At 32.9% G+C, this 24,838-nt stretch carries 25 protein-coding genes and 1 riboswitch; of the genes, 15 read left to right on the top strand and 10 right to left on the bottom strand.

Annotated elements, in window-relative coordinates:
• Positions 1-23 precede the first annotated feature (23 nt).
• The 5 genes from ABEG63_RS17110 (at position 24) to ABEG63_RS17090 (ending at position 4,308) form a co-directional block, all read left to right on the top strand.
• Entirely contained in the window at positions 24-1,142 is a 1,119-nt protein-coding gene (locus ABEG63_RS17110) for a carboxylate-amine ligase (protein WP_267402869.1), read from the top strand.
• Positions 1,143-1,176: 34 nt separating this feature from the next.
• A complete protein-coding gene (locus ABEG63_RS17105; RefSeq protein WP_346586440.1) occupies positions 1,177-2,010 on the top strand; it encodes a GMP synthase in 834 nt (277 codons plus the stop codon).
• 175 nt (positions 2,011-2,185) lie between these two features.
• Positions 2,186-3,370, top strand: a complete 1,185-nt coding sequence (locus ABEG63_RS17100; protein WP_346586439.1) for a hypothetical protein — start codon at positions 2,186-2,188, stop codon at positions 3,368-3,370.
• Positions 3,371-3,382: 12 nt separating this feature from the next.
• Positions 3,383-3,889, top strand: a complete 507-nt coding sequence (locus ABEG63_RS17095) for a hypothetical protein (protein WP_312394255.1) — start codon at positions 3,383-3,385, stop codon at positions 3,887-3,889.
• Positions 3,890-4,071: 182 nt separating this feature from the next.
• A complete protein-coding gene (locus tag ABEG63_RS17090) occupies positions 4,072-4,308 on the top strand; it encodes a YtxH domain-containing protein (RefSeq protein ID WP_267402865.1) in 237 nt (78 codons plus the stop codon).
• A gap of 51 nt (positions 4,309-4,359) precedes the next feature.
• Here the strand turns inward: ABEG63_RS17090 and ABEG63_RS17085 are convergent, their stop codons facing one another.
• The 9 genes from ABEG63_RS17085 to ABEG63_RS17045 all read right to left on the bottom strand — a co-directional run bounded on the left by ABEG63_RS17085 (position 4,360) and on the right by ABEG63_RS17045 (position 12,067).
• Positions 4,360-5,157 (bottom strand): class I SAM-dependent methyltransferase, encoded by a 798-nt coding sequence (locus ABEG63_RS17085; protein ID WP_346586437.1) that lies wholly within the window; start codon positions 5,155-5,157, stop codon positions 4,360-4,362.
• Positions 5,158-5,174: 17 nt separating this feature from the next.
• The gene (locus tag ABEG63_RS17080) at positions 5,175-6,104 is read right to left on the bottom strand and encodes a PH domain-containing protein (protein WP_346586435.1); all 930 of its coding nucleotides are present in this window, start codon (positions 6,102-6,104) and stop codon (positions 5,175-5,177) included.
• 144 nt (positions 6,105-6,248) lie between these two features.
• Complete coding sequence (gene hisS / locus ABEG63_RS17075) at positions 6,249-7,616, bottom strand: histidine--tRNA ligase (protein ID WP_346586433.1); 1,368 nt, start codon at positions 7,614-7,616, stop codon at positions 6,249-6,251.
• A gap of 184 nt (positions 7,617-7,800) precedes the next feature.
• Positions 7,801-8,253, bottom strand: a complete 453-nt coding sequence (locus ABEG63_RS17070; RefSeq protein WP_267402861.1) for an HRDC domain-containing protein — start codon at positions 8,251-8,253, stop codon at positions 7,801-7,803.
• Positions 8,254-8,271: 18 nt separating this feature from the next.
• Positions 8,272-8,604, bottom strand: coding sequence for a single-stranded DNA-binding protein (gene ssb, locus ABEG63_RS17065; RefSeq protein ID WP_346586431.1), 333 nt, complete (start codon positions 8,602-8,604; stop codon positions 8,272-8,274).
• A 235-nt stretch (positions 8,605-8,839) separates the two neighbouring features.
• Positions 8,840-9,880 (bottom strand): hypothetical protein, encoded by a 1,041-nt coding sequence (locus ABEG63_RS17060; protein WP_346586430.1) that lies wholly within the window; start codon positions 9,878-9,880, stop codon positions 8,840-8,842.
• On the bottom strand, positions 9,867-10,466 hold the full coding sequence (gene pnuC, locus ABEG63_RS17055; protein ID WP_346586428.1) for a nicotinamide riboside transporter PnuC: 600 nt from the start codon (positions 10,464-10,466) through the stop codon (positions 9,867-9,869). The genes ABEG63_RS17060 and pnuC overlap by 14 nt, the downstream gene beginning before the upstream one ends.
• 24 nt (positions 10,467-10,490) lie before the next feature.
• Positions 10,491-10,599: riboswitch (TPP riboswitch) on the bottom strand.
• A 128-nt stretch (positions 10,600-10,727) separates the two neighbouring features.
• The gene (locus ABEG63_RS17050; protein ID WP_346586426.1) at positions 10,728-11,039 is read right to left on the bottom strand and encodes an EthD family reductase; all 312 of its coding nucleotides are present in this window, start codon (positions 11,037-11,039) and stop codon (positions 10,728-10,730) included.
• 2 nt (positions 11,040-11,041) lie between these two features.
• The gene (locus ABEG63_RS17045) at positions 11,042-12,067 is read right to left on the bottom strand and encodes a methyltransferase (protein WP_346586424.1); all 1,026 of its coding nucleotides are present in this window, start codon (positions 12,065-12,067) and stop codon (positions 11,042-11,044) included.
• Between the two features lie 112 nt (positions 12,068-12,179).
• Here ABEG63_RS17045 and ABEG63_RS17040 point away from each other — a divergent pair, with 112 nt between their 5' ends.
• The 8 genes from ABEG63_RS17040 to ABEG63_RS17005 all read left to right on the top strand — a co-directional run bounded on the left by ABEG63_RS17040 (position 12,180) and on the right by ABEG63_RS17005 (position 22,534).
• Positions 12,180-18,239 (top strand): amino acid adenylation domain-containing protein, encoded by a 6,060-nt coding sequence (locus ABEG63_RS17040; protein WP_346586423.1) that lies wholly within the window; start codon positions 12,180-12,182, stop codon positions 18,237-18,239.
• A complete protein-coding gene (locus tag ABEG63_RS17035; RefSeq protein ID WP_346586421.1) occupies positions 18,240-18,881 on the top strand; it encodes a 4'-phosphopantetheinyl transferase superfamily protein in 642 nt (213 codons plus the stop codon).
• Positions 18,882-18,940: 59 nt separating this feature from the next.
• On the top strand, positions 18,941-19,543 hold the full coding sequence (locus tag ABEG63_RS17030; protein ID WP_267402853.1) for an HPP family protein: 603 nt from the start codon (positions 18,941-18,943) through the stop codon (positions 19,541-19,543).
• Positions 19,544-19,549: 6 nt separating this feature from the next.
• On the top strand, positions 19,550-19,894 hold the full coding sequence (locus ABEG63_RS17025) for a hypothetical protein (protein ID WP_267402852.1): 345 nt from the start codon (positions 19,550-19,552) through the stop codon (positions 19,892-19,894).
• Between the two features lie 27 nt (positions 19,895-19,921).
• Entirely contained in the window at positions 19,922-20,833 is a 912-nt protein-coding gene (locus ABEG63_RS17020) for a TIGR01777 family oxidoreductase (RefSeq protein ID WP_346586419.1), read from the top strand.
• A gap of 26 nt (positions 20,834-20,859) precedes the next feature.
• On the top strand, positions 20,860-21,441 hold the full coding sequence (gene nudK / locus ABEG63_RS17015) for a GDP-mannose pyrophosphatase NudK (RefSeq protein WP_346586418.1): 582 nt from the start codon (positions 20,860-20,862) through the stop codon (positions 21,439-21,441).
• Between the two features lie 107 nt (positions 21,442-21,548).
• The gene (locus ABEG63_RS17010) at positions 21,549-22,133 is read left to right on the top strand and encodes a hypothetical protein (protein WP_267402849.1); all 585 of its coding nucleotides are present in this window, start codon (positions 21,549-21,551) and stop codon (positions 22,131-22,133) included.
• Positions 22,134-22,153: 20 nt separating this feature from the next.
• Positions 22,154-22,534, top strand: coding sequence for a VOC family protein (locus tag ABEG63_RS17005; RefSeq protein ID WP_346586416.1), 381 nt, complete (start codon positions 22,154-22,156; stop codon positions 22,532-22,534).
• A 117-nt stretch (positions 22,535-22,651) separates the two neighbouring features.
• Here the strand turns inward: ABEG63_RS17005 and ABEG63_RS17000 are convergent, their stop codons facing one another.
• Positions 22,652-23,113 (bottom strand): Lrp/AsnC family transcriptional regulator, encoded by a 462-nt coding sequence (locus ABEG63_RS17000; protein WP_267403246.1) that lies wholly within the window; start codon positions 23,111-23,113, stop codon positions 22,652-22,654.
• A gap of 342 nt (positions 23,114-23,455) precedes the next feature.
• Here ABEG63_RS17000 and ABEG63_RS16995 point away from each other — a divergent pair, with 342 nt between their 5' ends.
• Together ABEG63_RS16995 and ABEG63_RS16990 are read left to right on the top strand one after the other, a co-directional pair.
• Complete coding sequence (locus tag ABEG63_RS16995) at positions 23,456-23,902, top strand: KTSC domain-containing protein (protein ID WP_346586414.1); 447 nt, start codon at positions 23,456-23,458, stop codon at positions 23,900-23,902.
• Between the two features lie 153 nt (positions 23,903-24,055).
• Positions 24,056-24,640 (top strand): helix-turn-helix transcriptional regulator, encoded by a 585-nt coding sequence (locus tag ABEG63_RS16990; protein WP_346586412.1) that lies wholly within the window; start codon positions 24,056-24,058, stop codon positions 24,638-24,640.
• Positions 24,641-24,838: the final 198 nt, after the last annotated feature.

The following is a 24,838-nucleotide window of genomic DNA, read 5'->3' as shown; positions in this document are numbered from 1 at the left end:
AAAAACATAAAAGCACAAAGAAAATGCATCAATTTACCATTGGAATCGAAGAAGAATATCAGATTATTGATGTTGAAAGCAGAGACTTAATATCTCATGTTTCTAAAATAATTGAAGGGGGAAAAGCCGTTTTAAGTGAAAATTTAAAGCACGAAATGCACGAATCCATGATTGAAATGGAAACGGGCATTTGCCAGAATATTCAGGAAGCAAGAGCTGAACTCACCAATTTAAGAAGGCATTTAATAAAAATTGCTCACGAACAGGGACTTAGAGTTTCCGGAGGCGGAACACACCCTTTTTCAAACTGGGAGCACAACACCATTACCAACGGCGAACGTTACAACAAAATCGTAGACGACATGGGCGATGTCGCCCGTGGTAACCTTATTTTTGGTTTACACGTTCACATAGGGATTCCTAATCGTGAAGAAGGGGTAAGAATTCAGAATGTGATGAGGTATTTCCTGCCACACGTTTATGCGTTATCAACGAATTCTCCATTTTGGATCGGAAGAAATACGGGTTTTAAATCTTACAGACAGGAAATTTTCGTTAAATTTCCAAGAACCGGGATTCCGAGTTTCTTTAATTCATTAGCAGAATTCGACAGTTATGTTGATCTTTTAGTAAAAACAGGAACTATTGATAATGCCAAGAAAATCTGGTGGGATTTGCGGGTTCATCCGTTCTACCCTACCATTGAATTCAGGATTTGTGATATGCCGCTGAGAATCGATGAAACTGTTTGTATGGCTGCGATTATGCAGGCTTTGGTAGCTAAAATTTATAAACTTCATCAGCAGAATTTAAGTTTCAGAAGCTACCGAAGATTATTATTGAATGAAAATAAATGGCGTGCTTCCAAAAGCGGAATTGAAGCTCATTTGATCGATTTTGGTAAAGAAGAATCTGTGCCTTATCCTGATTTATTGAAAGAGTTATTAGAGTTTATCGATGATGTTGTGGATGATTTAGGATGTCGTGAGGAAGTGGAATATGCTTGGAAAATTTTAGAAAATGGAACGGGAGCCGACAGACAACTTCAGATCTACAGAGAGACAGGCGATCTAACGAAAGTAGTTGATTATATGATCTCTGAAACAGAATATGGTATCACACATGGCGAAACCGCTTCGTAATTTTTTGGTAACTTTGCAGAAAATATGAAGCAGTATGAATGATATTAGAATCGCTTTGTTAGACATGAATAATAATCAGGTCAATCAAGGCTTTAAAAATATAAGAGAAATTTCCGAAGTTTTTCAGCAGAATTCTGAAGAAAATGTAAGCATCAAAACTTTTGATGTAAGATTTAAGAATGAAATTCCCAATATTGAGGATTTTGATATCTTTATTTCTTCGGGAGGTCCCGGAGATCCTCACAGAGAAGGGCTTGAATGGGAAGATCAATTTGCTAATTTTTTAGATTCAGTTTTTGAGCACAATAAAAATAATGATGATAAAAAATATTTGTTTTTGATCTGTCATTCGTTTCAACTGGCAAGTATTCACTGGAAACTGGGAAATATCTGCAAGAGAAAATCTTATTCCTTCGGAGTAATGCCGATTCATAAAACTGAAGAAGGCGAACAGGAATTTTTATTTAAAAATCTTCCAGATCCTTTCTATGCCGTAGATTCAAGAGCATTTCAGTTCATTGAACCAGATCATGAGCGCATGGATGAATTAGGAATGAAAATCGTTGCTATCGAGAAAGAACGTCCGCATATTAATCTGGAAAGAGCTATTATGGCGGTTCGTTTTTCAGAAGAAATTTTCGGGACACAATTCCATCCGGAAGCTAATCCAGAAGGTATGATTGAAAACCTGAAAGACGAGAAAAATAAAGAAGCCATGATCGAAAATTTCGGAATGGAAAAATATCTTGAAACCGTCGACAGAATGGATGACGAGGACAAAATTGTCTTAACTCAGGCACAAATTCTTCCAAGATTTTTGCAATTTGTAAAAAAAAACTTGTTGAAGCAAGCTGAAGCTTTAGTTTAAATTAATATATATGCTTTGACATGTTCAGCATGATATTTCTAATACTAATATTAAGTGTTTTTATTAGAATTAAATTATCGCAATATCATGTTGAGCGCAGTCGAAGCATAAAAATAATTAATCACAGAATCGGGCAAAAACTGTCCGATTTTTTAAAATCACAAAGAAAAAGAATATGATCTCAAAATACAGAAAACAGTTTAATCAGGAATTTTCACAGGAAAAATATGAACAGTTTAAAGAAATTTTAAATAAAAAAAGTGGAATTCCGCCAGGTTTTAGAATTTCAGAAAGTCCCATGATTCTTTCAAATGATTTTAAAAATAAACTGATAGAAGCGAGTGAAAGCATTATTGATCAGATCAAGGCTTTGCCGGAAGAAACCCTTCAAAAGGCGATTCCTGAAAACTGTTATGTTCCCAACGACACCAAACAACCTCATTTTTTCACCATTGATTTTGGAATCTGTAAAAATGAAGAAGGTGAAATTGTTCCTCAACTGATAGAATTACAAGCATTTCCGTCTCTTTATGCTTTTCAGAAAGTTTTAGAAGAAACCTTTTGTGAAGTATATCCTTTTCTGTCTGAAATCAGGAATAAAATGCCTCATGAAGAGTTTAAAAACTATCTTCAAGAAGTTTTGATAGGAAATGAAAATGTTGAAAACGTAGTTTTATTAGAAATTTACCCCGAAAAACAAAAAACAGCAATTGATTTTGCTTTGACTGAAAAATTATTGGGCATCAAAACTGTTTGTCTAACAAAAGTACAGAAAGAAGGAAGGAAATTATTCTATGAAAATGAAGGAAAACGAATAGAAATTAAACGAATCTATAATCGTGTAATATTTGATGAACTTGATCGCATTCCTGACTTAAAATTAGAGTTTGACTTTCGTGAAGATATTGATGTAAAATGGATTACGCATCCTAATTGGTTCTTTAAAATTTCAAAATACCTTTTGCCTTTATTGAATCATCAATACGTTCCTAAGAGTTATTTTCTTAATGAATTTCTAGCAAACGAAAATCTTGAAAATTTTGTATTAAAACCTTTATTTTCATTTGCAGGAAGCGGAGTAAATCTAAATCCAACGAAAGAAATTACAGATTCTATCGAGGATAAAGAAAATTATATTTTACAACGAAAAGTAAATTATGAACCAATATTTGAAGATATTAACGGTGAATTTTCAAAAGCTGAAGTTCGTTTGTTGTATATTTGGCGGGAAAATGATGAACGCCCTATCCTATTGGAAAATCTTGCAAGAATGACAAAAGCAGCTATGGTAAATGTAGATTTCAATAAGAAAGATGCAATTTGGATCGGTAGTTCTAATGCTTTTTTTACGGAAGAATAATTTACACTTACAATGATAGCTAAATTTAAAATTTCTGTATTTTTCATTTTAGGACTAAATTTTTATCTTCCCGCACAGGAAGTAAATCCTAATAAATTAAAAAATGAAGCTCAAGAATTCGCAATTTCTTATGTTAAATTATATTTCAATGGAGATTGTGAAGAAACATATAGTTTAATGTCTGAATCATTGATTCATTTTGAAAAAAAAGACATTAAATTCTTTGATAAAGAGAAAATAAAAGATAGAATTTGTGAAACTTATAATAAAGCTGTCCGTGACAAATCAAAGTCATTTGACGATTATCTCCAAATTTATGAAACACGTATATATTCCCCTTACGAATTTGAAGAGGCACTAGATACAAAATTACCCAATACTTACATTCCAAAAGTGACAGAATTCTTTTTTATTGGAGGATACAAAAAAGATTCTCAAGAAGAGAGTTTTATTTGGGATGATGTATTTATATTTATGGTAAGGAAAGAGCACGAAAAATGGTTAGTTGTTAGCATTTAATATTATGCAAATAATTACAATAAATTCACGAATACATAATTTTCATCTCTCTAAATCCGAAAATTTTGAAGCATTCAGTAAATTTTAACATTATTTTATAATTCCATTTAATTTTTTGGCACACATTTTACATGATTACTAATAACAAATTTTAATATTAATCACTTAAAAAAATAGAAATCATGGGAAACAAGACAAAAGGTTTATTAGCGCTAGTAGGTTTAGGAGCATTGGCATATTGGAAGTACAAAAACTCTTCTGCTGAAGAAAAACAAGCAGTAAAAGACAAAATAAATACAGCAAAAGACAACCTAAACAAATGGGGAAATGATCTAAAGGATAAGGCTAACAATGTTGCTTCCCAGGTTCAGGATAAAGTAGATGATGTGAAGAACAAAGCACAAGAAACCATCGGGTAAGACTAGTTTATTTTAACATTCATATATTTAAAAGTCATCGTAATTTTATAGTTACGATGACTTTTTTTGAGCTTTTATCGCAAATATTAAAGGGATTTTATTTCCAAACTGAGGAATTCGCCATTTTCCTTTTTCGAATTCATTTACATGTTTGAAGCATGGATAGGGTGACCAGTCGAATTCTTTAAAATTTTCAATCTGAATATCGTTCTGAAGTAAATTATCAATGACATCAGCCAAAGAATGATTCCACATGACATAATCCTGAACGATATCTGCATTTTGATCTGCATAAGTTCCTTCATAGGTTTCCGTTATTGGCTTTTCATTGAAATAATTGTATTTCACTCCTTCAAAATCATCATCAAACATCCAAACGACAGGATGAAATTCTGCCATGATAAATTTTCCGTTAGGTTTTAGAAAATGATTGATAATTTTCGCCCACTTTTCTAAATCTGGAAGCCAGCCAATGGTTCCGTAACTTGTGAATACAATATCAAACTTTTGATCTAGAGCATTAGGCAAATTGTACAAATCGGTGCACATAAATTCAACATTTTCGCCAGTTTTCTGTGCTAAATCTTTTGCCGTTTCAATAGCTTTATCAGACAAATCGATTCCAGTAACTTTGGCTCCCATTCTCGATAGCGAAATAGAATCCTGACCAAAATGGCATTGCAAATGAAGAACTGTTTTACCTTTTATATCTCCCAAAAGCTCCAACTCGATAGAATTTAGAGAAGTTCTGCCTTTTAAAAATTCATCTACAAAATAGAAATCAGACTTCAAATGCGGCTCTACTTTGGCATTCCAAGAATTTTTGTTGATTTCGAGATAGTTTTCCATTGGTTTTTAATTTTAAATTAAAGTCTTTCCAGTAATTTCTTTTTCTGTTCCGCAAATTCTTCTTCCGTCAAAACTCCCATTTCTCTTAGCTTCCCAAGCCTTTCCAATTGCTGGAAAATCACTTCTGCAGATTCTTTTTTTACATTTGAAGCAGCAGTTTGAGGTTTATGATAACTTTGTGGCTCAGGTGATTTCTGTGTGCCATAAAAACTATTTGCCGAAGCTTGATTTTGTGGTATATTTTGTGTTTGAGGTTTCTGTCGAACATTTCTTATAGCATTGTCGAAATCTTTTGCTGCACTCTTATTATACAGTTTAAATTCAACTACAGCACCCGAAACATTTAGTTTTAAACTTGAAGTCAACAAACTTGAAGAATGGTCAATAGATGAAATTTTTTCTAAAATAAATTCGTTTTTATCAACACCACCAAAGAATTTTTTATCAAAGAAAATCACTCTTCGCTGTGTTGCAACCAACACACCTTCCAGATTGTTATACAAATATTTTCCTTCAGCAATAGCGATCAATCTTTCGTCTTTATCTAAAATATTGACCAGCTCTTTCACTTCACTGTTTACAAAAATACTTAATCGGGCATTTAAACCTACAATCTGATCTTTTATTTCATCCAATCTTGAAGGAGCTTCTGGTCTATACTGATAGCCACTTTCGCCTGAATCGGAAGCTAAATTTATATTTTGTTGAAAAGAAGAAATCTGAAAAACTTCGGGCTCTTCATAGATACCCAATTTGCCCTGAAGAAGAATTCCCCTGATTTCAGCGAGATTGAAGCTGCTGAGATTATTTATAAGATTTTTATTAACATTCGTAGCTTCGTTAAGGCATTTATTACAAAGAAGTTGCCCATCGGAAAGTTTGTTTTCGCCCAAAAGTGTGTCCATAGACGTTAACGGATTTCCGCATAATGCACAAATAGTACTCATCTGGTTTTTATGTTTTATTAGTTTAAATAATTAATACTGTATTTTATTAATACAAATTGGTGCTCAATTTAATAAAATTTTTTAATTAAACTAAAAAGCACTATCGGGAAGATAATGCTTTTTAATTTTATATTTTATGAAAGATTACTTCAGAAACTCTTCTAAAGAAACCGTTTTCTGTTCTCCAGCTTCCAGATTTTTAAAGGTAACCGTTTTATTTTTCAATTCCTCTTCGCCTAAGAAAACCAAATTCTTAATTCCTTTCTTCTCGGCATAGGTAAATTGTTTTCCAAGCTTTGCATTTTCCGGATACAATTCTGCAGAAATTCCTTTTTCTCTTAATTTTAAGATTAATTTCAAAGCTTCTACCGTTTCTTCACCTCCGAAATTAGCGAACAAATATTCGATTTTGGAAGTCGCTTCTTCAGGGAAAAGTCCTAATTCTTCCATGACAAGATAAATTCGGTCAAGACCAAAAGAAATACCGATCCCCGGAATATTTTTCACTCCAAAAACTTCTGTAAGGTTATCATATCTTCCGCCACCTCCGATAGATCCCATCTGAACCTCATCTGCTTTCACTTCGAAAATAGCACCCGTATAATAATCTAAACCTCTTGCTAAGGTAATATCAAAAACAAGATTATTCATGTCAACTCCAAGATTTAATGATTGCGTAAGAACAAATTCAAGCTCTTCAACACCTTTTAAACCAATTTCATTTCCAACAAATTTCTCTTTCAACTGAAGAAGATTTTCCAGCGCATCATTGGACTGAGTGAATAAGAAATCCAGCTTATCAATCGAATCCTGAGAAATTCCTCTCTCCAATAATTCTTTTACAACACCTTCTTTGCCAATTTTATCAAGCTTGTCAAGAGCAACAGTAAAATCAATTAATTTATCTGTAATTCCAGCATATTCAGCCAATCCGGAAAGGATTTTTCTGTTATTTAAATGAATCGTAACCGGAACTTTTAAATCTGAAAATGATTTTAAATATAACTGAACCAAATCAACTTCCTGAAAAAGACTTTCGCTACCCACAACATCGGCATCACACTGATAAAATTCTCTGAATCTCCCTTTCTGAGGACGATCCGCTCTCCAAACCGGTTGAATTTGATAACGTTTATATGGAAATGTTAATTGACCATGATTCATCGCCACAAACCTCGCAAAAGGCACAGTAAGGTCGTAACGAAGAGCTTTGTCTGTTAAATTATCTGAGCTAAATGGCTTATCTAACGCTTTTTGAAAATCATTGAGCATCTGATTTTTTTTCTCTTCTTTAGCTTCATTAATACTTGAATTTAAGATTTTGAAGATCAATCGATCTCCTTCTTCTCCGTATTTTCCTGTTAATGTTGAAAGATTTTCAAAACTAGGTGTTTCTAATGGTTGAAATCCGAATAGTTCAAAATTTTTCTGTAAAATATTGATAATAAATCTTCTTCTTGAAACTTCTAATGCCGTAAAATCTCTCGTCCCTTTTGCTAAACTTGGCTTCATTATATTGTAATAAATGATAATTAATAATTGATAAGACTGCAAAAATAGTGAATTGAAAGGACTTTTAATCTAAATAAAAAAACCATAGAAAATTAATTCTATGGCTTCGGTATGTTTTCCAGCACTTGTGTCCTTGGTTGTTTTTATAAATATTTACGAATATAGTTAATTTTTGTTAAACTATTCAAATATTTTCTAATATATTTATTATTTCCATACCATAATTTTCTATTTTGTGTTTACCAAATCCTTTTATATCTAATAATTCTTCTTTTTTGGCTGGTTTATATTTTGCAACGGAAATCAACTCTTTATTGGTTGCAACAAAATAAATTGGCAAATTTTGCTCTTTCGCTCTATCTGAACGCCAAGATTTTAAGGCTTCTAAAATTTTAAGTTCATCAAAAGACAATTCTTCACTTTCGGCAGAGTATTTATTTGTTTTTGAATCTTTTACCGTATGTTGAGGTGATTTGGTTTCTCCAAAGTATAAAATTACAGACCAATAGTTTTCATCATTTACAAATGCTGTTTCTACATTCAGAATTTCGTGTGATTGTAAAAAATCGTCAAGCATTTTCTGATCAAGATGAAGAAATTCTTCACCTAATCGAATTTTAAAAATTTGTACTTTCATGGTTTGTGTTTTTATCCTTTATTTTCCGCCTAACAATAGAATTTCATCTACTTTTATTTCTGTTATATAGCGTTTTACGCCATCTTTGTCATCATACGAACGATACATCAATTTTCCTTCAATCGCAATTTCTTTTCCTTTTGTGACATATTTTTGAAAAATCTCTGCCGTTTTACCAAATGCAACCAGCGAATGCCATTGCGTTTCCTCAACCTTTTCACCTTTTGCATTGGTATAATGATCGTTGGTTGCTAAAGACACACTTGCCTTTACATTACCATTTTCGAAATTGATCATTTCAACTTCTTTACCTGTGAACCCAATAAGGGATACCGAATTTCTTAGTGACATAATTTCTGTTTTTTTTAAGATTATTACTCAGATAAGAGACGCTCACCGTTTTCTCAAATCTCTGATGCAAAGATTGTTGAACAGTAAAATTAAAGTCGGTTGTAAACTATTTAAATCCGTTTGTAGTCGTTTGTAAATAAATTTTAAAACACATCAAAATAACAAAAGCTCCCTGATAGAAAGCTTTTACTGAAATTATATGTCGAATAAATTTTACTGAATTAAAAGTAAATTTTTAACCGTTTAAAACAGGAAATTCACCATCTTCCAAAGCAGGTCTGAAATTAGAATGCATTGTCGCGGTAAAAAAATCACTAAAAATCTGATAAATCGCAGAATCTGTATGCGTTGCTTTTATTCCTAACTGAATATAGATTTGAAGAATTTTATGCGATAAATCTTCAACTACAAAAGTTCCAAATTGATGAATTTCGGATTGTTTTTCAGAAGAAATTAACTTTGAATTATTTAAAGTGAATTCAATATCATCTGCAAAACTCAACGTTTTCTGTAGTTTTTCTTTAATTAAATTATGAAACGGATCTAAATTAAGATTTGGTCTGATAACATTCGCTTCCTCCAAAAAATGCGACGCCATTCCTAAATAATTAACCAATAAAGTAAGATCCGCAAAAATTCTAAACGGAATCCTGTCTAAAGCATCATTGGTGAAAAATTCATCATAAATAAAACTGTTATCCTCTGAAACTTTCACATTATTTACCTTAAAAGAATAGGTTCCGGTAGCTTTCATCCCCATCGATTTCCAATTGGGAATAACTTCAGCATCATTCTTAGAGATAATAAATGATCGGATAATTTCCTCTCCATTTTCATTTAAAATTGGCAGTCCGTTTTCTGTAAGTTTTGCATTTAAAGTAAAATGACTTAAATGTGGTGCGCCCGTTGCAAAATGCCAAAGTCCGTTGATTAGATAAGTTCCGTCATCTTGTTTTTCTGCCGTTCCACCAATCATTCCGCTTCCACCAAAGCAGGTTTTAGAATTACTGAAAAGTTCTTTAGCAATAGTTGGCTTTAAGTTTCTTGAAAAAAAATTGGCTCCAGCGCATAAAGTGAGCATCCAGCCTAAGCTTCCGTTTGTTTTTGCCCATTCAAATAATAAAGATAAACCTTCCCCAAAACGATAGCCTAAACCACCATATATTTTAGGAACCCAAACCTGAAGTAATCTTTGTTCGTGGATACAATTTATTATTGAATCCGAAACTTTTGTGGCTCCTAACATTTTTCTTCTGATTTCACTAACTGTAAGCATCAACTTTCTTTTGATTTAAAATTTTTCTCCATTCCATATAAGCTGAAACCGCGACGATAAATAAAAAAGCCGTCAAAACCGCATAGAGATACAAATTTTTATGAATCATCAACGGAATTGAAATAATATTGCTGATATTCAGTAAAATCCAGTTTTCAATTTTTCGTCTTGCCATCAGCCACATTCCAGCCCACGCAAAAGCGCTCACTAATGAATCCCAAATCGGCACATCAGAATCTGTATAGTGCGTCAGAAAAAACCAGAAAATTCCGAAAGTTACCACTACAATTCCTGCAGAAATCAGTTTTTCCGAATTTGTTGTTGAGGAAATGGCAGTTTCTTTATGCTGTTTTCCAAATTTCCAATATATCCAACCGTAAATGCTCATCACGAGGTAATAGAGATTTAAAGTAAATTCTGCATACAATCTCGACACAATCATAACATAAAGTGTCAGCAAAATTCCTGCGATCCCAAAAAGATAATTGTTTGAATTGTTTTTTCGAGCCAATAAAACCTGCACTACCGAAAATAAAACCCCGAACCATTCTGCCCAGGTTGTTTGTTGTAAAATGTCCTGCATCAAATTAACTTATATAAATTAAATGATGAGATGATAAATCAAAATCCCTACGTCGGCATTATCCGAATCAGGTGTGGAAGCCAGTTCCCGGGTATCATCTCAGCCGCCAAAACAAGCAGCACCCCATTGAGGGATCAAAGTTGATGCTTTTTTCTGAGAATAAAAAATCAATGATCATAATTTAGCTGAAATAATAAAAATAGCTTCCGAAAATATTTAGATTTGTATTTCAGAAGCCATTAGAGTAATAAAGTTAATTTAAATTTAAGTGAAGTTCTGCCAAACTATTACTTTACTGATTTGAATGACAGCTTTTACATTCGTATAGTGTACAGCGTCTTCTTCAAGGATTGTTTTATTAGGCAAAAAACAATTGTAAAAATGCTCAATTTCTTCGAAAAAAAGATGCCCAATAACTTTGTAAACAGAATCGGAAGATTCGGATTTCTCAATTCCGATCCCTTTCAAATAATTTCCAAAGACAGATTTTGATAAAGCTAAATGCTTTTCGGTATAGTATTCCATGTCAAACCAATCATTTTGTTTTACAGGATAAAATATGGTAATTTTAAACATATCTATACTTTTTCACATTCTACAATGCTAGAAATTTCTGTATTAGTTTGAATTAACTTTTTAAAAGTAAGCCCAGATTGCTCAACAAGATATTTAAATTCACTTAGAGTTCTCTCTTTTCCTGTTGTCATCGCCATTATATTAATATCCAACAACTTACCGGCATGAGGTTTATTTTCAGAATCATCAGGAATTACAGAATCTATGATTAATAATTTACTTCCGACAGGCATTGCTTTATAAATATTTTTTAAAATTCTGATTGATTCTTCATCGTTCCAATCATGTATTACCCATTTTGTCATATAAAGATCCTGATCAGCAGGAAGTTCTTCGAAAAAACTACCTCCCATTACCATACATCTGTGTTTTATGTCGGGTGGAATTAAATTAACGGTTTGTTCCACTACATAAGGCTGATCAAAAACAATCCCGACGCTATCTGGTGCTGTGTCCAAGACGGCAAATAGTAGCGCTCCATTTCCACCGCCAATATCTGTAATCTTCTTATGGGGCTTGAAATCATAAACATCAATAATCGCTTTTAAAACTGCACCAGACATTCCCGCCATTGCTTTTGCTAAATTAGCTCCAGCTTCAGGATTTTGCTTATAATATTCCCATACCGGAATTCCATATGCATCGTCGAAAGGTACCTTTCCGGTTTTTACACCGTAAGTAAGATTTCCGAAAGCTTTGTAATGCTCTCCTAAATTTGCGAGTGCCCAAGGTTTTACTGATCCTGGGACATCCGACAGTAAAGTGCCCCCGAAATCATTCAGTTCAAAAGTACCATCATTTTTTTCTTCAAAAATCCCGACGCTGGTAACCGCACGAAGCAAACGGTAAAGAGATTGTTTATCAGAATTGGTTTCCTTGGCCAATTCATCTAAACTTTTGGAACCGCTGAGTAATTTTTCAGCAATGTCTAGTTGTGCAACAGAATGAATACAGCAGGCGATCCAATAGCCGCTGATCAATTCATACATCTTAAATGAGAGTTCTGGTTTTTTCGGTAGTTTTTTCATATTAATAATTATTGATACTAAAAATTCAACAATATGTGAAATTAATTATTTTTTTTATATAAATTTACTTTCATTAAAAAAATTTAAAACTAACCAACCAAATCGCAACAAAATGTTAACAAAAGACACAGACGTTTTATCGTTAATCGAGGATGCTGTAGAACTTAATCCCCAAAAAACAGCATTAGTGTATGAAAACTCAGCGATCACATTCGCCCAGCTAGGTATTAAATCTAATCAGTTGTCTAATTATTTGAAAAAGAGAGGTGTATTTACAGATGTTCCTCTTTGTTTCTGTCTGAATCAATCTATTGACAGAGTAATTGCCATGCTATCAATCTGGAAAGCCGGAGGAGCTTACGTTTCTCTAGATCCTTTATATCCGGATCATCGATTGCAGCATATTTTGAACGATACCGACAGCCCCATTCTGATCACCACAAAAAAATATTCAGAAAAATTCAAATTTTATAAAGGCGAAATTATTCTTATCGACGAGCATCAAAAAGAAATTGAGAAAATGCCAAGCCAAAATTTTTATCCCGATATTTCCAATGGCCTGGCATATCTTGCATATACCTCAGGAAGCACCGGAATTCCTAAGGCGGTAATGGCAGAACATAAGGGCTTAGGAAACTTTGTGAGATATTTTGGCGAGATATTGGCTCCACAAAAAAATGATGGCGCCCTGAATATTTCTTCTTCGAATTTTGACGGAATCGTTCTCGATCTATGGGTTCCTTTATCTTTAGGAATTACTACCTTTCTCTATCCAGATAATAGAATTGTGGGAGAAGCGCTTCTTGATTATATCCGAAAAAATAATATTTCTGTTCTTCCCTATCTTCCTGTTTCTATCTTGGCCACTTTGCCTACAGATCAATCTATCGGAAATCTACGCAAAATTTTCACAGGAGGTGAAGCTCCAATTGCCAATGTCATTGAAGCTTGGAAAAAAAAGGTAGAACTCATCAATATGTATGGCCCTACTGAAACAACGGTTGTAGTTTGCACTTTTAAATTTGATGAAGAGCACCCTTTAAATACCATGGGAAAACCTTTGAATAACGTAGATTTTTATGTTTTAGATGAAGAAATGAAGATTTTACCTGTAAATGAAGTTGGTGAATTGTATATCGGAGGAATTCAGGTTTCCAGAGGATACTACAATCAACCGGAACTTACAATAGAAAGATTTTTGCAAATAACAGATCCCGATGGCAAACCTGCAAGAATTTACAAAACCGGAGATCTTGTGCGAAGGCTGGAAGATGATACCATAGAATTTGTAGGAAGAGCCGACCAGCAAGTAAAAATAAGAGGATTTAGAGTAGAGCCTGCAGAAATTGAGGAAACTATAAAACGCGCTTATCTCGTTGAGAACTGTGTGATAATTATTCAGGAAGAATGTAATGAAAAACAAATGATCTGTTTTTATAAAAATAGTAAAGAAAAAGAAACGTTTCCTGAAGATCTTCGAAGCTATTTGTTTGAAAAACTACCTTCATACATGATTCCATCAAAGTTTATCGAAATTGATAATTTTCCGCTCACTGCTAACGGAAAAGTAGATAAGTACATTTTAAAAAATTTAGAAATACAAGAAGAAAAGCGAAAAAATTTCACGGCACCAAAAACTGAAACTCAACAACAATTAGCTCTTGTTTTTAGTGAAGTTTTAAAAATGAAAGTGATAGGAATTGATGATAATTTTTTCAAATTTGGAGGAAATTCTATTTTAGCTTATAAGTTAATTTCAAAGATCAGAAAAGAGCTTCAGTACCCTTTACAGACTTCCGACCTTTTTTTATATCCAACAATTAATGAACTAGAAAATTATATTCACAATCATGATTTTACTCAAAATAATGAAAAATTTTCCCTTTCGGAAGACAAACAACCTCAACTTTCAGTCCAACAGCAAAGCCTCTGGTTTCTAGATCAACTTCATGGTAGTACAGCTTACAATGTAGGAGCATTATATCCGCTAAACAAACATACCAATATAGCAAAACTCGGATCTTCTATTCAGAAACTTCTTAAAAAACATGTTGTTTTAAGAACTATTATTGATGATAAAAATCCTCAGCCAACCACTATTGAACTTAGCGCAAACAACTGGCTGCTACAAACACTTCATCAAAGTGAAGATCTTCAGGAAATATTGCAGATTCCGTTTGATCTGCGAAGAGATTATATGCTTCGGGCTTATGTAATTTATGAAAACAATCAGCCCCACTCATTATTTTTAATAGTTCATCATATCGTTACAGATGGTTGGGCAATGCCTTTAATTATTGATGAAATAAATACGATTTACAGCCAAAGCCAAGAAAACGGTGAATCATTCAATCTTGTAAATTATCAAAAATATATCCAATGGCAATCACAGCAAAATCAAGAAAACGGGATAATTTTTTGGAAAAATTATCTTGATAATGTTCCGGTTTTGCAGATTGCCCAAGATTTTAAAAAACAACAATCACATTCAGATTCCGGAAAGCAGTTTTGTTTTGAACTTGATGAACATTTAACAACAAAACTTCGAAAAATTTCAACAGAAAACTCAACTACTTTATACACTACCCTCCTTTCTGCTTTTGGTTTGCTAATGCAATATTACAGTGGCCAATCTGATATTTGTATCGGCAGTCCTTCCGCCAATCGCCCACATCAGTTTGATAAAACCATCGGATATTTTGCCAATATGCTTCCGATTCGTTTGAAAATTGAAGGAAATCCAACATTTTTAGATTTATTAAAACTGAACAGAGAAATGATTTCCGATATTTTCCAAAATGAAAGCATTCCTTTGGAAACGATTATCAGCCATGTTGTAAAAGATCGTTTCACAGGGCATAATCCGTTATTTCAACATGTTTTTGTGCTACAAAATCCTGTTGAAGAAACAGAAAATTCAGATCCTATAAATTCTTCTGAGGTTGAATGGATTTTTAATGGAAAAGCTAAATTTGATCTTCAATTTGAAGCCTTTCCAATTCATCAAAAGCTTAAATTCAATATTGACTATTCTGATGTTTTATTTAAACAAAAAACAATTGCCGAGATGGCAAGAGCTTTTCAATATATTTTAGAATCCGTCTCAGAATTTCCTGATCAAAATATTGGAAGTATTGATATTTATTCTGTTATCAAAAATGGTAAAAATGAATTCATCGAGATTTTTGAAACACCCAAAACCTTCATTCAGCTATTTGAAGATCAAGTAAAAAAATATCCTGAAAAGACAGCTTTAATTCTTTCAGGAATTGGCATCACATATCATGAATTAAATGAAAAATCTAGCAAAATTGCAGAAATTCTGATCGTAAAAGGAATAAAAAAAGGAGACTTTGTAGCATGCTTTCAGGATCAATCGATTGAAAGAATCATTAGTTTGCTAGGAATTATAAAAGCAGGAGCGGCTTATGTACCCTTAGATACTGTTTATCCGTCCGAAAGAATCAATACGATTTTAAATGATACAGCAGCAAAAGTAGTTATCTCTTCGGAAAAATCTAAAAATACTGAAATTGCTGGAGATATTTCAGTTTTATTTATTGAGGACTTAATGAAAATATCTTTAGAAAACATCCGAGAAAGTTATTCAGACACCCATTCTGAAAATGATTTAGCTTATGTTATTCATACTTCGGGCACCACAGGAACGCCCAAAGGTGTTTTGATAGAACATCAATCTTTAGGGAATTTCATAACAGAATACGGTAAATTACTCAACATTACAACAGTAGATAGAACATTACAATTTTCACCATACAATTTTGATGGTTCAGTCATCGACCTTTGGATTCCGCTAGCATATGGATCGACCGTTCATCTTTATCCAAACAACAAATTATTGGGAAAGCACTTGGCAGATTTTCTTTTGTTACACGAAATATCAGTGATCCCTTTTATATCTCCTTCCGTACTATCTACCATTCCTCAATGCATAGAATTTCCTTCATTAAAAACGATCGGAACGGGAGCCGAAGTATGCCCGACACAAGTAATTAACCATTGGAGAACAAAAGTAAAGTTCATTAATATGTACGGACCAACAGAATGTACTGTCGCAGTAAATCAATTTATTTTTGATAATATTCATCCTGAAAATACAATTGGAACTGCCATAAAAAATATGCAATTATATGTTTTAGATCAATATCAGCGAAAACTTCCGAGTGGAGTGATTGGTGAATTGTATATTTCGGGTATTCAGCTATCCCGAGGATACTTAAACGAACCTGAGTTAACGGCAGAAAAATTCATTAAAAACCCTTTTATTGATAATGAAAACAGCATATTCAGCAAAATGTATAAAACTGGCGACCAAATGAGAAGTCTTACAGATGGCATGCTGGAATATGTTGGAAGAGCAGACCATCAGGTAAAAATAAGAGGGTACCGTATTGAGCTTTCAGAAGTTGAAAATGCCATTTGCCACATTAAAGGGGTAGAAAAAGCTATTGTTCTTGTTCATTCCTATTCAGAATCTGTAAAATCTTTACGTGCTTTTATTGTTGGTAATATGGAAATTAATAGTATTAGAAATGAACTAAGTAAAAAACTTCCATCCTATATGATTCCGAATGAAATATATTTCACTGAAAATATTCCATTAAAATCAAATGGTAAAACAGATATTATATCTTTAAATGAGATTGCTGAAAAGTTTAAATCGGAAAATCAGGAAAATCAGGAAGAGCCTGCCAATGAGTACGAAAGAATAATTAAAGAAGTTTGGGTTGAGGTTCTTCAGCGCAATATCACCAATATGGAAGATGATTTTTTCTATTTGGGAGGTCATTCATTACTTTTAACAAAGCTTTATAATAGATTATACAAGCATTTCCCCAACAAACTTTCTCTTAGTGAACTGTACATCAATAGTTCCATCCGAAAATTAGCTCAACTAATCCAGGAAAGAGATCTTAATCCTGAAATTCAAGATTACGATTTGGGAGCCGACTCTCTAACTGAAGAAATAAAAAAAGATGCAACTATAGATCCCAATTACTTTCAATTTAACGTCACAGAAAAAGGAGACTTTGAAAACCCAAAAGCTATTCTTTTAACAGGCGTTACAGGTTTTGTTGGAGTTAATTTATTAATGGAATTATTGCAATCAAACGATGCTGATATTTACTTGCTCATTCGCGCTGACGATGAAAACCATGCCAAAAGGCGTCTCTTTGAAACAATGGAAGATCAAATAATTTCAACAAGTTATGATGAGAAACGTGTAAAATTTTTAGCGGGCGATTTAGCAAAACCATATTTAGGCTTAAAACAGACAATCTACACCATCCTTACACAAACCATTGATATTGTCTATCATGCGGGAAGTTCTGTGAATTTTATTCAGCCTTACTCCTATATGAAATCTGCAAATGTAGATGCTTTACACACGATGATAAATTTTGTAACAACTCACAAATTAAAGCAATTGTCTCTTTTATCAACAGTTGGCGTTTTCAGCTGGGAACATTATTTCACAAAACCTACATTGATTAAAGAAAATACAGATACAACTTCCGCGTTAAAATATCTGAGTCGAGATATGGGCTATATCCAAAGCAAATGGGTGATGGAGCAGGTTGCAAAAGAAGCTATAAAACAGGGAGTTCCTATTATTATTTTTAGGTTAGGATACGTTTTTTGTCATAGCTTAACGGGAGCCACTGCAAAATATCAGTGGTGGAGTTCATTGATAAAAACTTGCATTCAATTAAAATGTTATCCAATCCTTATCGACCAGAAAGAAGAGCTTACAATGGTAGATTTTGTCAGTAAATCTATTGCTTATATTTCAAGAAACCCTCAAGCAATCGGCGAAATATTTCATCTAAGTCCGGAACCTGAAGACAATATGACAGTTATGGATTTTTTTGAATTTTTACGAAGTGAATTGAATTTTGAGCTAAAACCGATCCCGTATCATGAATGGATGCAGCTTTGGGAAAATGATGAAAACAGCCCATTATATCCTCTTCTGAATTTATTTAAATTTAAAGCTTACGACAATAAAGCGATTATTGAGATTCATCAGAACACACCTGATTTTGATATTAGTAATACTAAAAAATTCCTTCGTGGAAGCAAAATTGACAATACTAAAATCAATAAAAATAACGTAGAAGCGTTCTGCAAATATTTAGGAATTCTTTAGATGAAAGTTAAAATATTTTTTACCAGATTTAATTCCGGTGAAGAGACAGTCATTTTAAATCAATGGCTGTCTTTTCTTCCTATTGCACTTCAGAATATCAATCATCAATTTATAAATAAGGAAGATAAAGTAAGAAATTTACTCGGAAAATTATTGCTAATAGAAGCCTTAAAAAAATCTAATCACCAATCTATTTCTCTTGAAAATATGAAGTTTAATAATTATCTTAAACCATATTTGTGTAATAATCTCGATTTCAGTATTAGCCATTCCGCAAATTATGTTTTTTGCGCCATTGGCGAAAATATAAAGCTGGGAATTGATATTGAAGAAATAAAATCAGTTGATTTTAATGATTTTGAAAATGTTATGAGCCAGTCAGAATGGTTTAAAATTAATACTTCACCCAACCCTTTTCAAAAATTCTTTGATTTCTGGACATTAAAGGAGTCTTTAATCAAAGCGGAAGGAAAAGGCTTTTTTGCTGATGTAAACAAAATTATTATTACAAAAAACAATATTATATATGAAAATAATATGTGGTTTTATCAAAAACTATACATTGATAAAAATTATTCCGGTCACATTGTAACCAATCATTTTGATACAACAATCGAGATGATTTTTACAAGATTTATTTGATGCTAAAAGCCATTTGCAAACGGATAATTACGTACCTTTAGCATTAAATAAAAGTCATAATGAAGAAGACCTTAAAAAGGACGTTTAGAGTATCCAAATATGTAATTTATAAAGAAACACTGGTTGATTTTAAAGAACATTTTTGGTCATTTTTAGGTGCTTTTTTCGGGATAGGAATCATTGCATATCTACAGTCTCACAGCATATCGGCTACAGAAAATATTTTTTTGATTGGTTCATTTGGAGCATCGAGTGTTTTGATTTACGGAGCCATCCAAAGCCCGCTGGCTCAGCCGAGAAATTTGGTTGGCGGACATGTTATTTCGGCATTGGTCGGCGTTACAGTTTTTAAACTTGTACCAGAAATTATTTGGCTTTCTGCACCCTTAGCCGTTGCATTTTCAATTGTTTTAATGCAATATACGAAAACTTTACATCCGCCGGGAGGCGCTACAGCACTGATTGCGGTAAGTTCCACAGGAAAAATCCCCGAATTAGGATATTGGTACGTTGTTTCTCCGGTTCTTACAGGCTGCATTATTTTACTATTAATTGCCTTATTTTTTAATAATATTACTCCAAACAGGAGCTATCCAACGCATAGTCGGTTTAAAAAATTATTACAAAAGAAACATGCACATCCACACAAAATGAAAAAATAAAAATTTATGAATTGTCTCGAATGTGGCGAAAAAATTATTGGCAGATCAGATAAAAAATTCTGTAATGATGCCTGCCGAAACGCCTACAACAATAAGCAAAATAAGGATTCCAGCAATCTGATGCGGAATATCAATAATAAACTTCGGAAAAACTACAGAATTCTGAAGGAAATAAATGTTGACGGAAAGGCAAAAATTCTAAAATCTAAGCTAGATGGCTTAGGTTTTGATTTCGATTATTTCACAAATCTTAAAGTGTATAAAAACGGTTCTGAATACAAATTTATTTACGATTACGGCTATAAACTTTTAGAAGACGATTTTGTTTTGATTGTAAAAAATCAATTATAAAACACCATCACACTTAAAATTATCAATATGAAAGAAGTTGTTTTGATTACCGGAGCTGGGGGAATGATAGCCCGTGAACTCGTAAAAAAAATTGAAAACGAATACGAGGTTCGATTTTTAACCCGAAAAAAAAGACAAAACAACGATTATGAATGGGATATCAAGCAAGGAATAATTGATGTGTCAGCCTTCGATAATATTTCACATATTATTCATTTGGCCGGAGCCAATATTTCTGAAAAACGTTGGACTGATGAACGAAAAAAAGAGCTGATTTCCAGCCGTGTCGATTCTGCTCAACTTCTTTTAAACACTTTACAGAAAAAGAAAATCAAATTAAAATCTTTCATTTCTGCTTCTGGAATTAATTATTACGGAACAAAAACAACCGATAAAATTTTCACAGAAGAAGATGATCCCGGAAATGATTTTCTAAGTGAAGTTGTGGTTTTGTGGGAAAAAGCTGCCGATGATTTTAAAGAACAGAATTTAGCGGAAAGAGTGGTCAAAATTCGAACGGCAGTCGTACTTTCTGAGCAGGATGGTGCTCTGAAAAAGATGGCTCCAACCATTAAAAATTATATAGGATCACCTTTGGGAAGCGGAAAACAGTATATGCCCTGGATTCATATTGATGATATTTGCTCAATCTATGAATTTGCTTTAAAAAATTCAGATATGAACGGAGCGTATAATGCGACTTCGTATCAGCATACAACCAATGAAAATTTAACCAAAAAAATTGCAGAAGTATTAAATAAACCTTTATTTATGCCGAATGTCCCAAGTTTTGTTTTAAAGCTTATTTTCGGAGAACTAGCTGATGCTCTTCTCGAAGGTTCCAGAGCGTCATCACAGAAAATTCAGGATGCCGGATTTCAATTTGAATTTCCTGATTTGAAAAAGGCTTTGGAAAATTTATTACAAAAGAATTCATGAAATTATAATTCAGACAAAATAAATAGATGCAAAATAGTAACGTACATATTGAAAAGACAGAAATTTTATCAGACAACTGGTATACGTTGAAAAAGATTACTTTCAACATTCAAAGAAAAGACGGAACCACCGAAACTCAAAGCCGGGAAGCCTATGACAGAGGAAATGGTGCTGTCATCTTACTCTATAATCCCGAGACAAAAAATATAGTTTTAACGAGACAATTCCGGATGCCGACTTACCTCAACGGAAATACCTCGGGAATGTTGATCGAAGCCTGCGCAGGACTTTTAGACAATGATAATCCAGAAGATTGCATCAAAAGAGAAACCGAAGAAGAAACAGGTTATAAGATTTCTAAGGTTGAAAAAGTGTTTGAAGCCTATATGTCGCCGGGTTCTGTAACGGAAATTCTTCACTTTTTTGTTGCTGAATATTCTAATGATATGAAAGTGGCAGATGGTGGCGGACTGGAACATGAGGGTGAAAATATCGAAGTGCTGGAATTCTCTTTTGAAACTGCTTTACAAATGATCGATTCTGGGGAAATAAAGGATGCAAAAACAATTATGCTTATTCAACATATTCGCTTAAAAGGTATTTTATAATGAATTTTTCAATCATTTTTCATTAGTTTTGTTAAAACCATCTATTTATCAGGAATTGGCAAGTGCTTTGCTGGAAAATGAAAAGTAAATCATCAAACAAAAATCTTATGAAATTATTATATACGTTCGGTCTTTCTTTATTGTTATCAGCCAGTGTTTTTGGGCAGAAAACAGAAAAATTAGGTCCGAAGGAAAAGGCCATGATTGAGCAGTATAAAAATGAGTATAAGAAAAAAAATTATAAAAAATTTGAAGGGAAAATCTCCCTCACAGACAGCCATGCGCAATTTGATGATAAAGTTTTTTACTACAATAAATCTGATAAATTTACCACAGAATTATTAAAAGAGGGTTTGTTGTATCCTCAGTTGATAACAGATTATCAAATGCAGAAATTTTTGGATGAAACTACGGATAAAACTCAGAAAAGATTTCTTAAACTGCAAAAAGATCCGCGTGCCGGTTTTGATGTGAATAATGTAAGCATAAGCAATACAACAGAATTTCCCTCTGAAAATTCAAATCCGAAAACAAAGATTTTCAAATTTCTTTATAAGGACAGCAAGTTGGGAAATAATTCAATTCTTTATTTAATTGAACTAACCAATAAATCTGCAACAAAAGATACTTCGTTGGAAGACTTTATTAAAGGGGCGAGTTTGACGTATTTGCAACAACAAAGACTGGATTAATTTTCTAAGTTAAATTAATTATGGAAATTCAAAAAATTGACCATCTTGTTTTAACCGTAGCGGATATCGACAAAACAATAGACTTTTATACTCAAATTCTGGGTTTTGAAGTCGTAACTTTTGGAGATAACCGAAAAGCGCTGACTTTCGGAAATCAGAAAATCAATCTTCATCAAAAAGGAAAGGAATTTGAACCTAAAGCTGAATATCCTACATCAGGCTCAGCCGATTTATGCTTTATTGCTACAACAGATATTCATGAGGTTTTGAAAGAATTACAACATAAAAATATAGAAATCATCGAAGGAATTGTTGACAGAACCGGAGCTTTAGGAAAAATAAAATCTGTGTATTTTCGAGATCCGGATTTAAATTTGATTGAGGTGAGTAATTATTATTGATGTAAAGCAATCTCTTGATAGAAAACACTTAGTTTGTCGTACTTAAAGCATCTTAGCACAGTATTAGAAAAATTCGAACCTAGATGCTTTCAGCATGACAAAACTAGCGGTAATATACTAAATGCTCACCCCATGCGTATTTTTCACTTCCGCCATTACAAAAGTACTGTGCGTACTTCCGATAGAATCTACAGAACCTAATTTATTGAACACAAAATCCTGATAATGTTTCATATCTCTTACCTGAACTTTCAGTAAGAAATCAAAATCTCCGGAGATATTATAACATTCTGCCACTTCATCGATTTGCAGAATATCTTTCACAAACTGGTTTCCTACAGAACGATCGTGAATTTTCAGCTTTACCTGACAAAAAATGGTAAATCCACGATTCAGTTTTTCTGCTTCCAAAACAGCAGCATAATGCTTGATATATCCCTCCTGCTCTAGTCTTTTTACTCGTTCGAAAACAGGAGAAGCAGATAGATTGACCTCTTTTGCGAGTTCTTTTACGGTCAGTTTTGCATTTTTTTGAAGGATTCTTAGCAGTTGTAAATCCTTTTCATCCAGTTTTTCCACAGAATAATATTCTTTTTTGATTATGTTTTTCAAAATTAAAGAATAATTTGCTTTTAGAAATAACTGCAATAAAATGTTTTACCAAATATTAGCCAGAAAACCTATTAATATACTTTATGAACTCATGATGTGGAAGCTTCGAGGGAATCGATACACTATTTTACTTGGCTTGGATGGCTCAGCAAGTATTGGAAACGCACAAGAAAGTTTTAAAATATTTGAGGAAGATGATAATTAACTTTAAGTTTCATGAAATAAATCAAAACAAATTAACAATCAAAAACTTACAATATCCCAAAATAAAACCTTAATTTTGCACCCCGAAAATAAGGGTTAGAACATATGAAAAAAATAGGCGATTACAGAAAGCTTCTTGAAGTAGATAAAAACGTTACGTTGAAGGAATTAAAAACAATTTACAGAAATGTGATGAAAGATACGCATCCTGATAAATTCATCAATGATGAAGCGGGAAAGCAGGAAGCGGAAGAAAAAAGTAAGACGGTGATTGAAGCCTATCATTTTTTGGTAAGCATTAATCCGGAAACGCAGGAAAAATACAAAGAAGAATATACAGAAACGATTACAAAATCTAATATTCAGGATTTTTATCTGGAGAAATCGGTTCTTACGGTTCAGCACTTGAACGGAAATATGTACGAATACATCGGAGTTCCGAAAAACACATACATTAAAATGGTGAATGCAGATTCTCCGAGCCGTTTTGCAAGAAGACATATCTATGGAAGTTTTGTTTACAGAAAGTCCGGAGAGGCAATGGCAGACTAATTTTTCATCTATAAAAATATTGAAAGCTTTCGGTAATTCCGGAAGCTTTTTTGTTGAAAATACTCTTGACATTTCATAAAAACAGCCTGACAAAGCAAATGTCGTACATTTGTCGTATCAAAATTCATTATTACTATTTATAAAAAACTACATTTGAAAAAAAAATCTATGACCTCAATTGGCGAAATTATCATCGCATCCCGAAAGAATAAAAACCTGACTCAGGAGCAACTTGCTGATCTTTCAAAAGTAAATCTGAGAACCATTCAAAGGATTGAAAACAACGAAAATATGCCACGAGAAAATACCCTGAAATTAATTTGCGATACGTTGGAAATTTCGATTCCGAAAGCTGAATCATCATCAATCGAAAAGCCTTTAAATTTTATTGAAATAGGTTTTAAATATTTCTCTTTAATCATTATCAATCTTGCATTAATGGCTATTATTGGCTGGATGACTTTGGATTCTGAAGCTAATTTAAATTCGCGATTTGCAGGATTATTATTGAGTTTTCTGCTTCCCATTTCTATTGTATTTTTCACTTTAAAAACAAGCAGAACCCAAAGGCTTTTAAAATTTGGAAGTGGCTTTTTAGTTTACATCGTATTGGCAATTGTTACGGTAGGATTTCCGACGGCTTTTGTGACAGGTTTGTTGCCTTGTTTATCGATTTGTTTGTTAACTTTATTTTATGGGGATTCTTTATTATTCAAGAAAATTGCCGCTGGCGAATAGTGTATTATTTTAGATATAATTAAAAGCTTTCAGAGATTCTGGAAGCTTTTTTTATTGTTGTGGAAGCGCTTCGAGAGCCTCAGCGTGACAGTGCTAATACGAACTGTTTTATAAACCAAAGAATAAAAGTTTGTCACAGCTCGAATCTTTTCTTACTGCTTTCTAATACTATGATTAGATCCTTACAGGATGACAAAT

The sequence above is a fragment of the Chryseobacterium sp. C39-AII1 genome (genome assembly GCF_039672645.1).
In the GTDB taxonomy this organism is placed as follows: domain Bacteria; phylum Bacteroidota; class Bacteroidia; order Flavobacteriales; family Weeksellaceae; genus Chryseobacterium.
The sequence above is the reverse complement of the archived record's forward strand: the minus strand, read 5'-3'. Positions and strand labels throughout refer to the sequence as shown.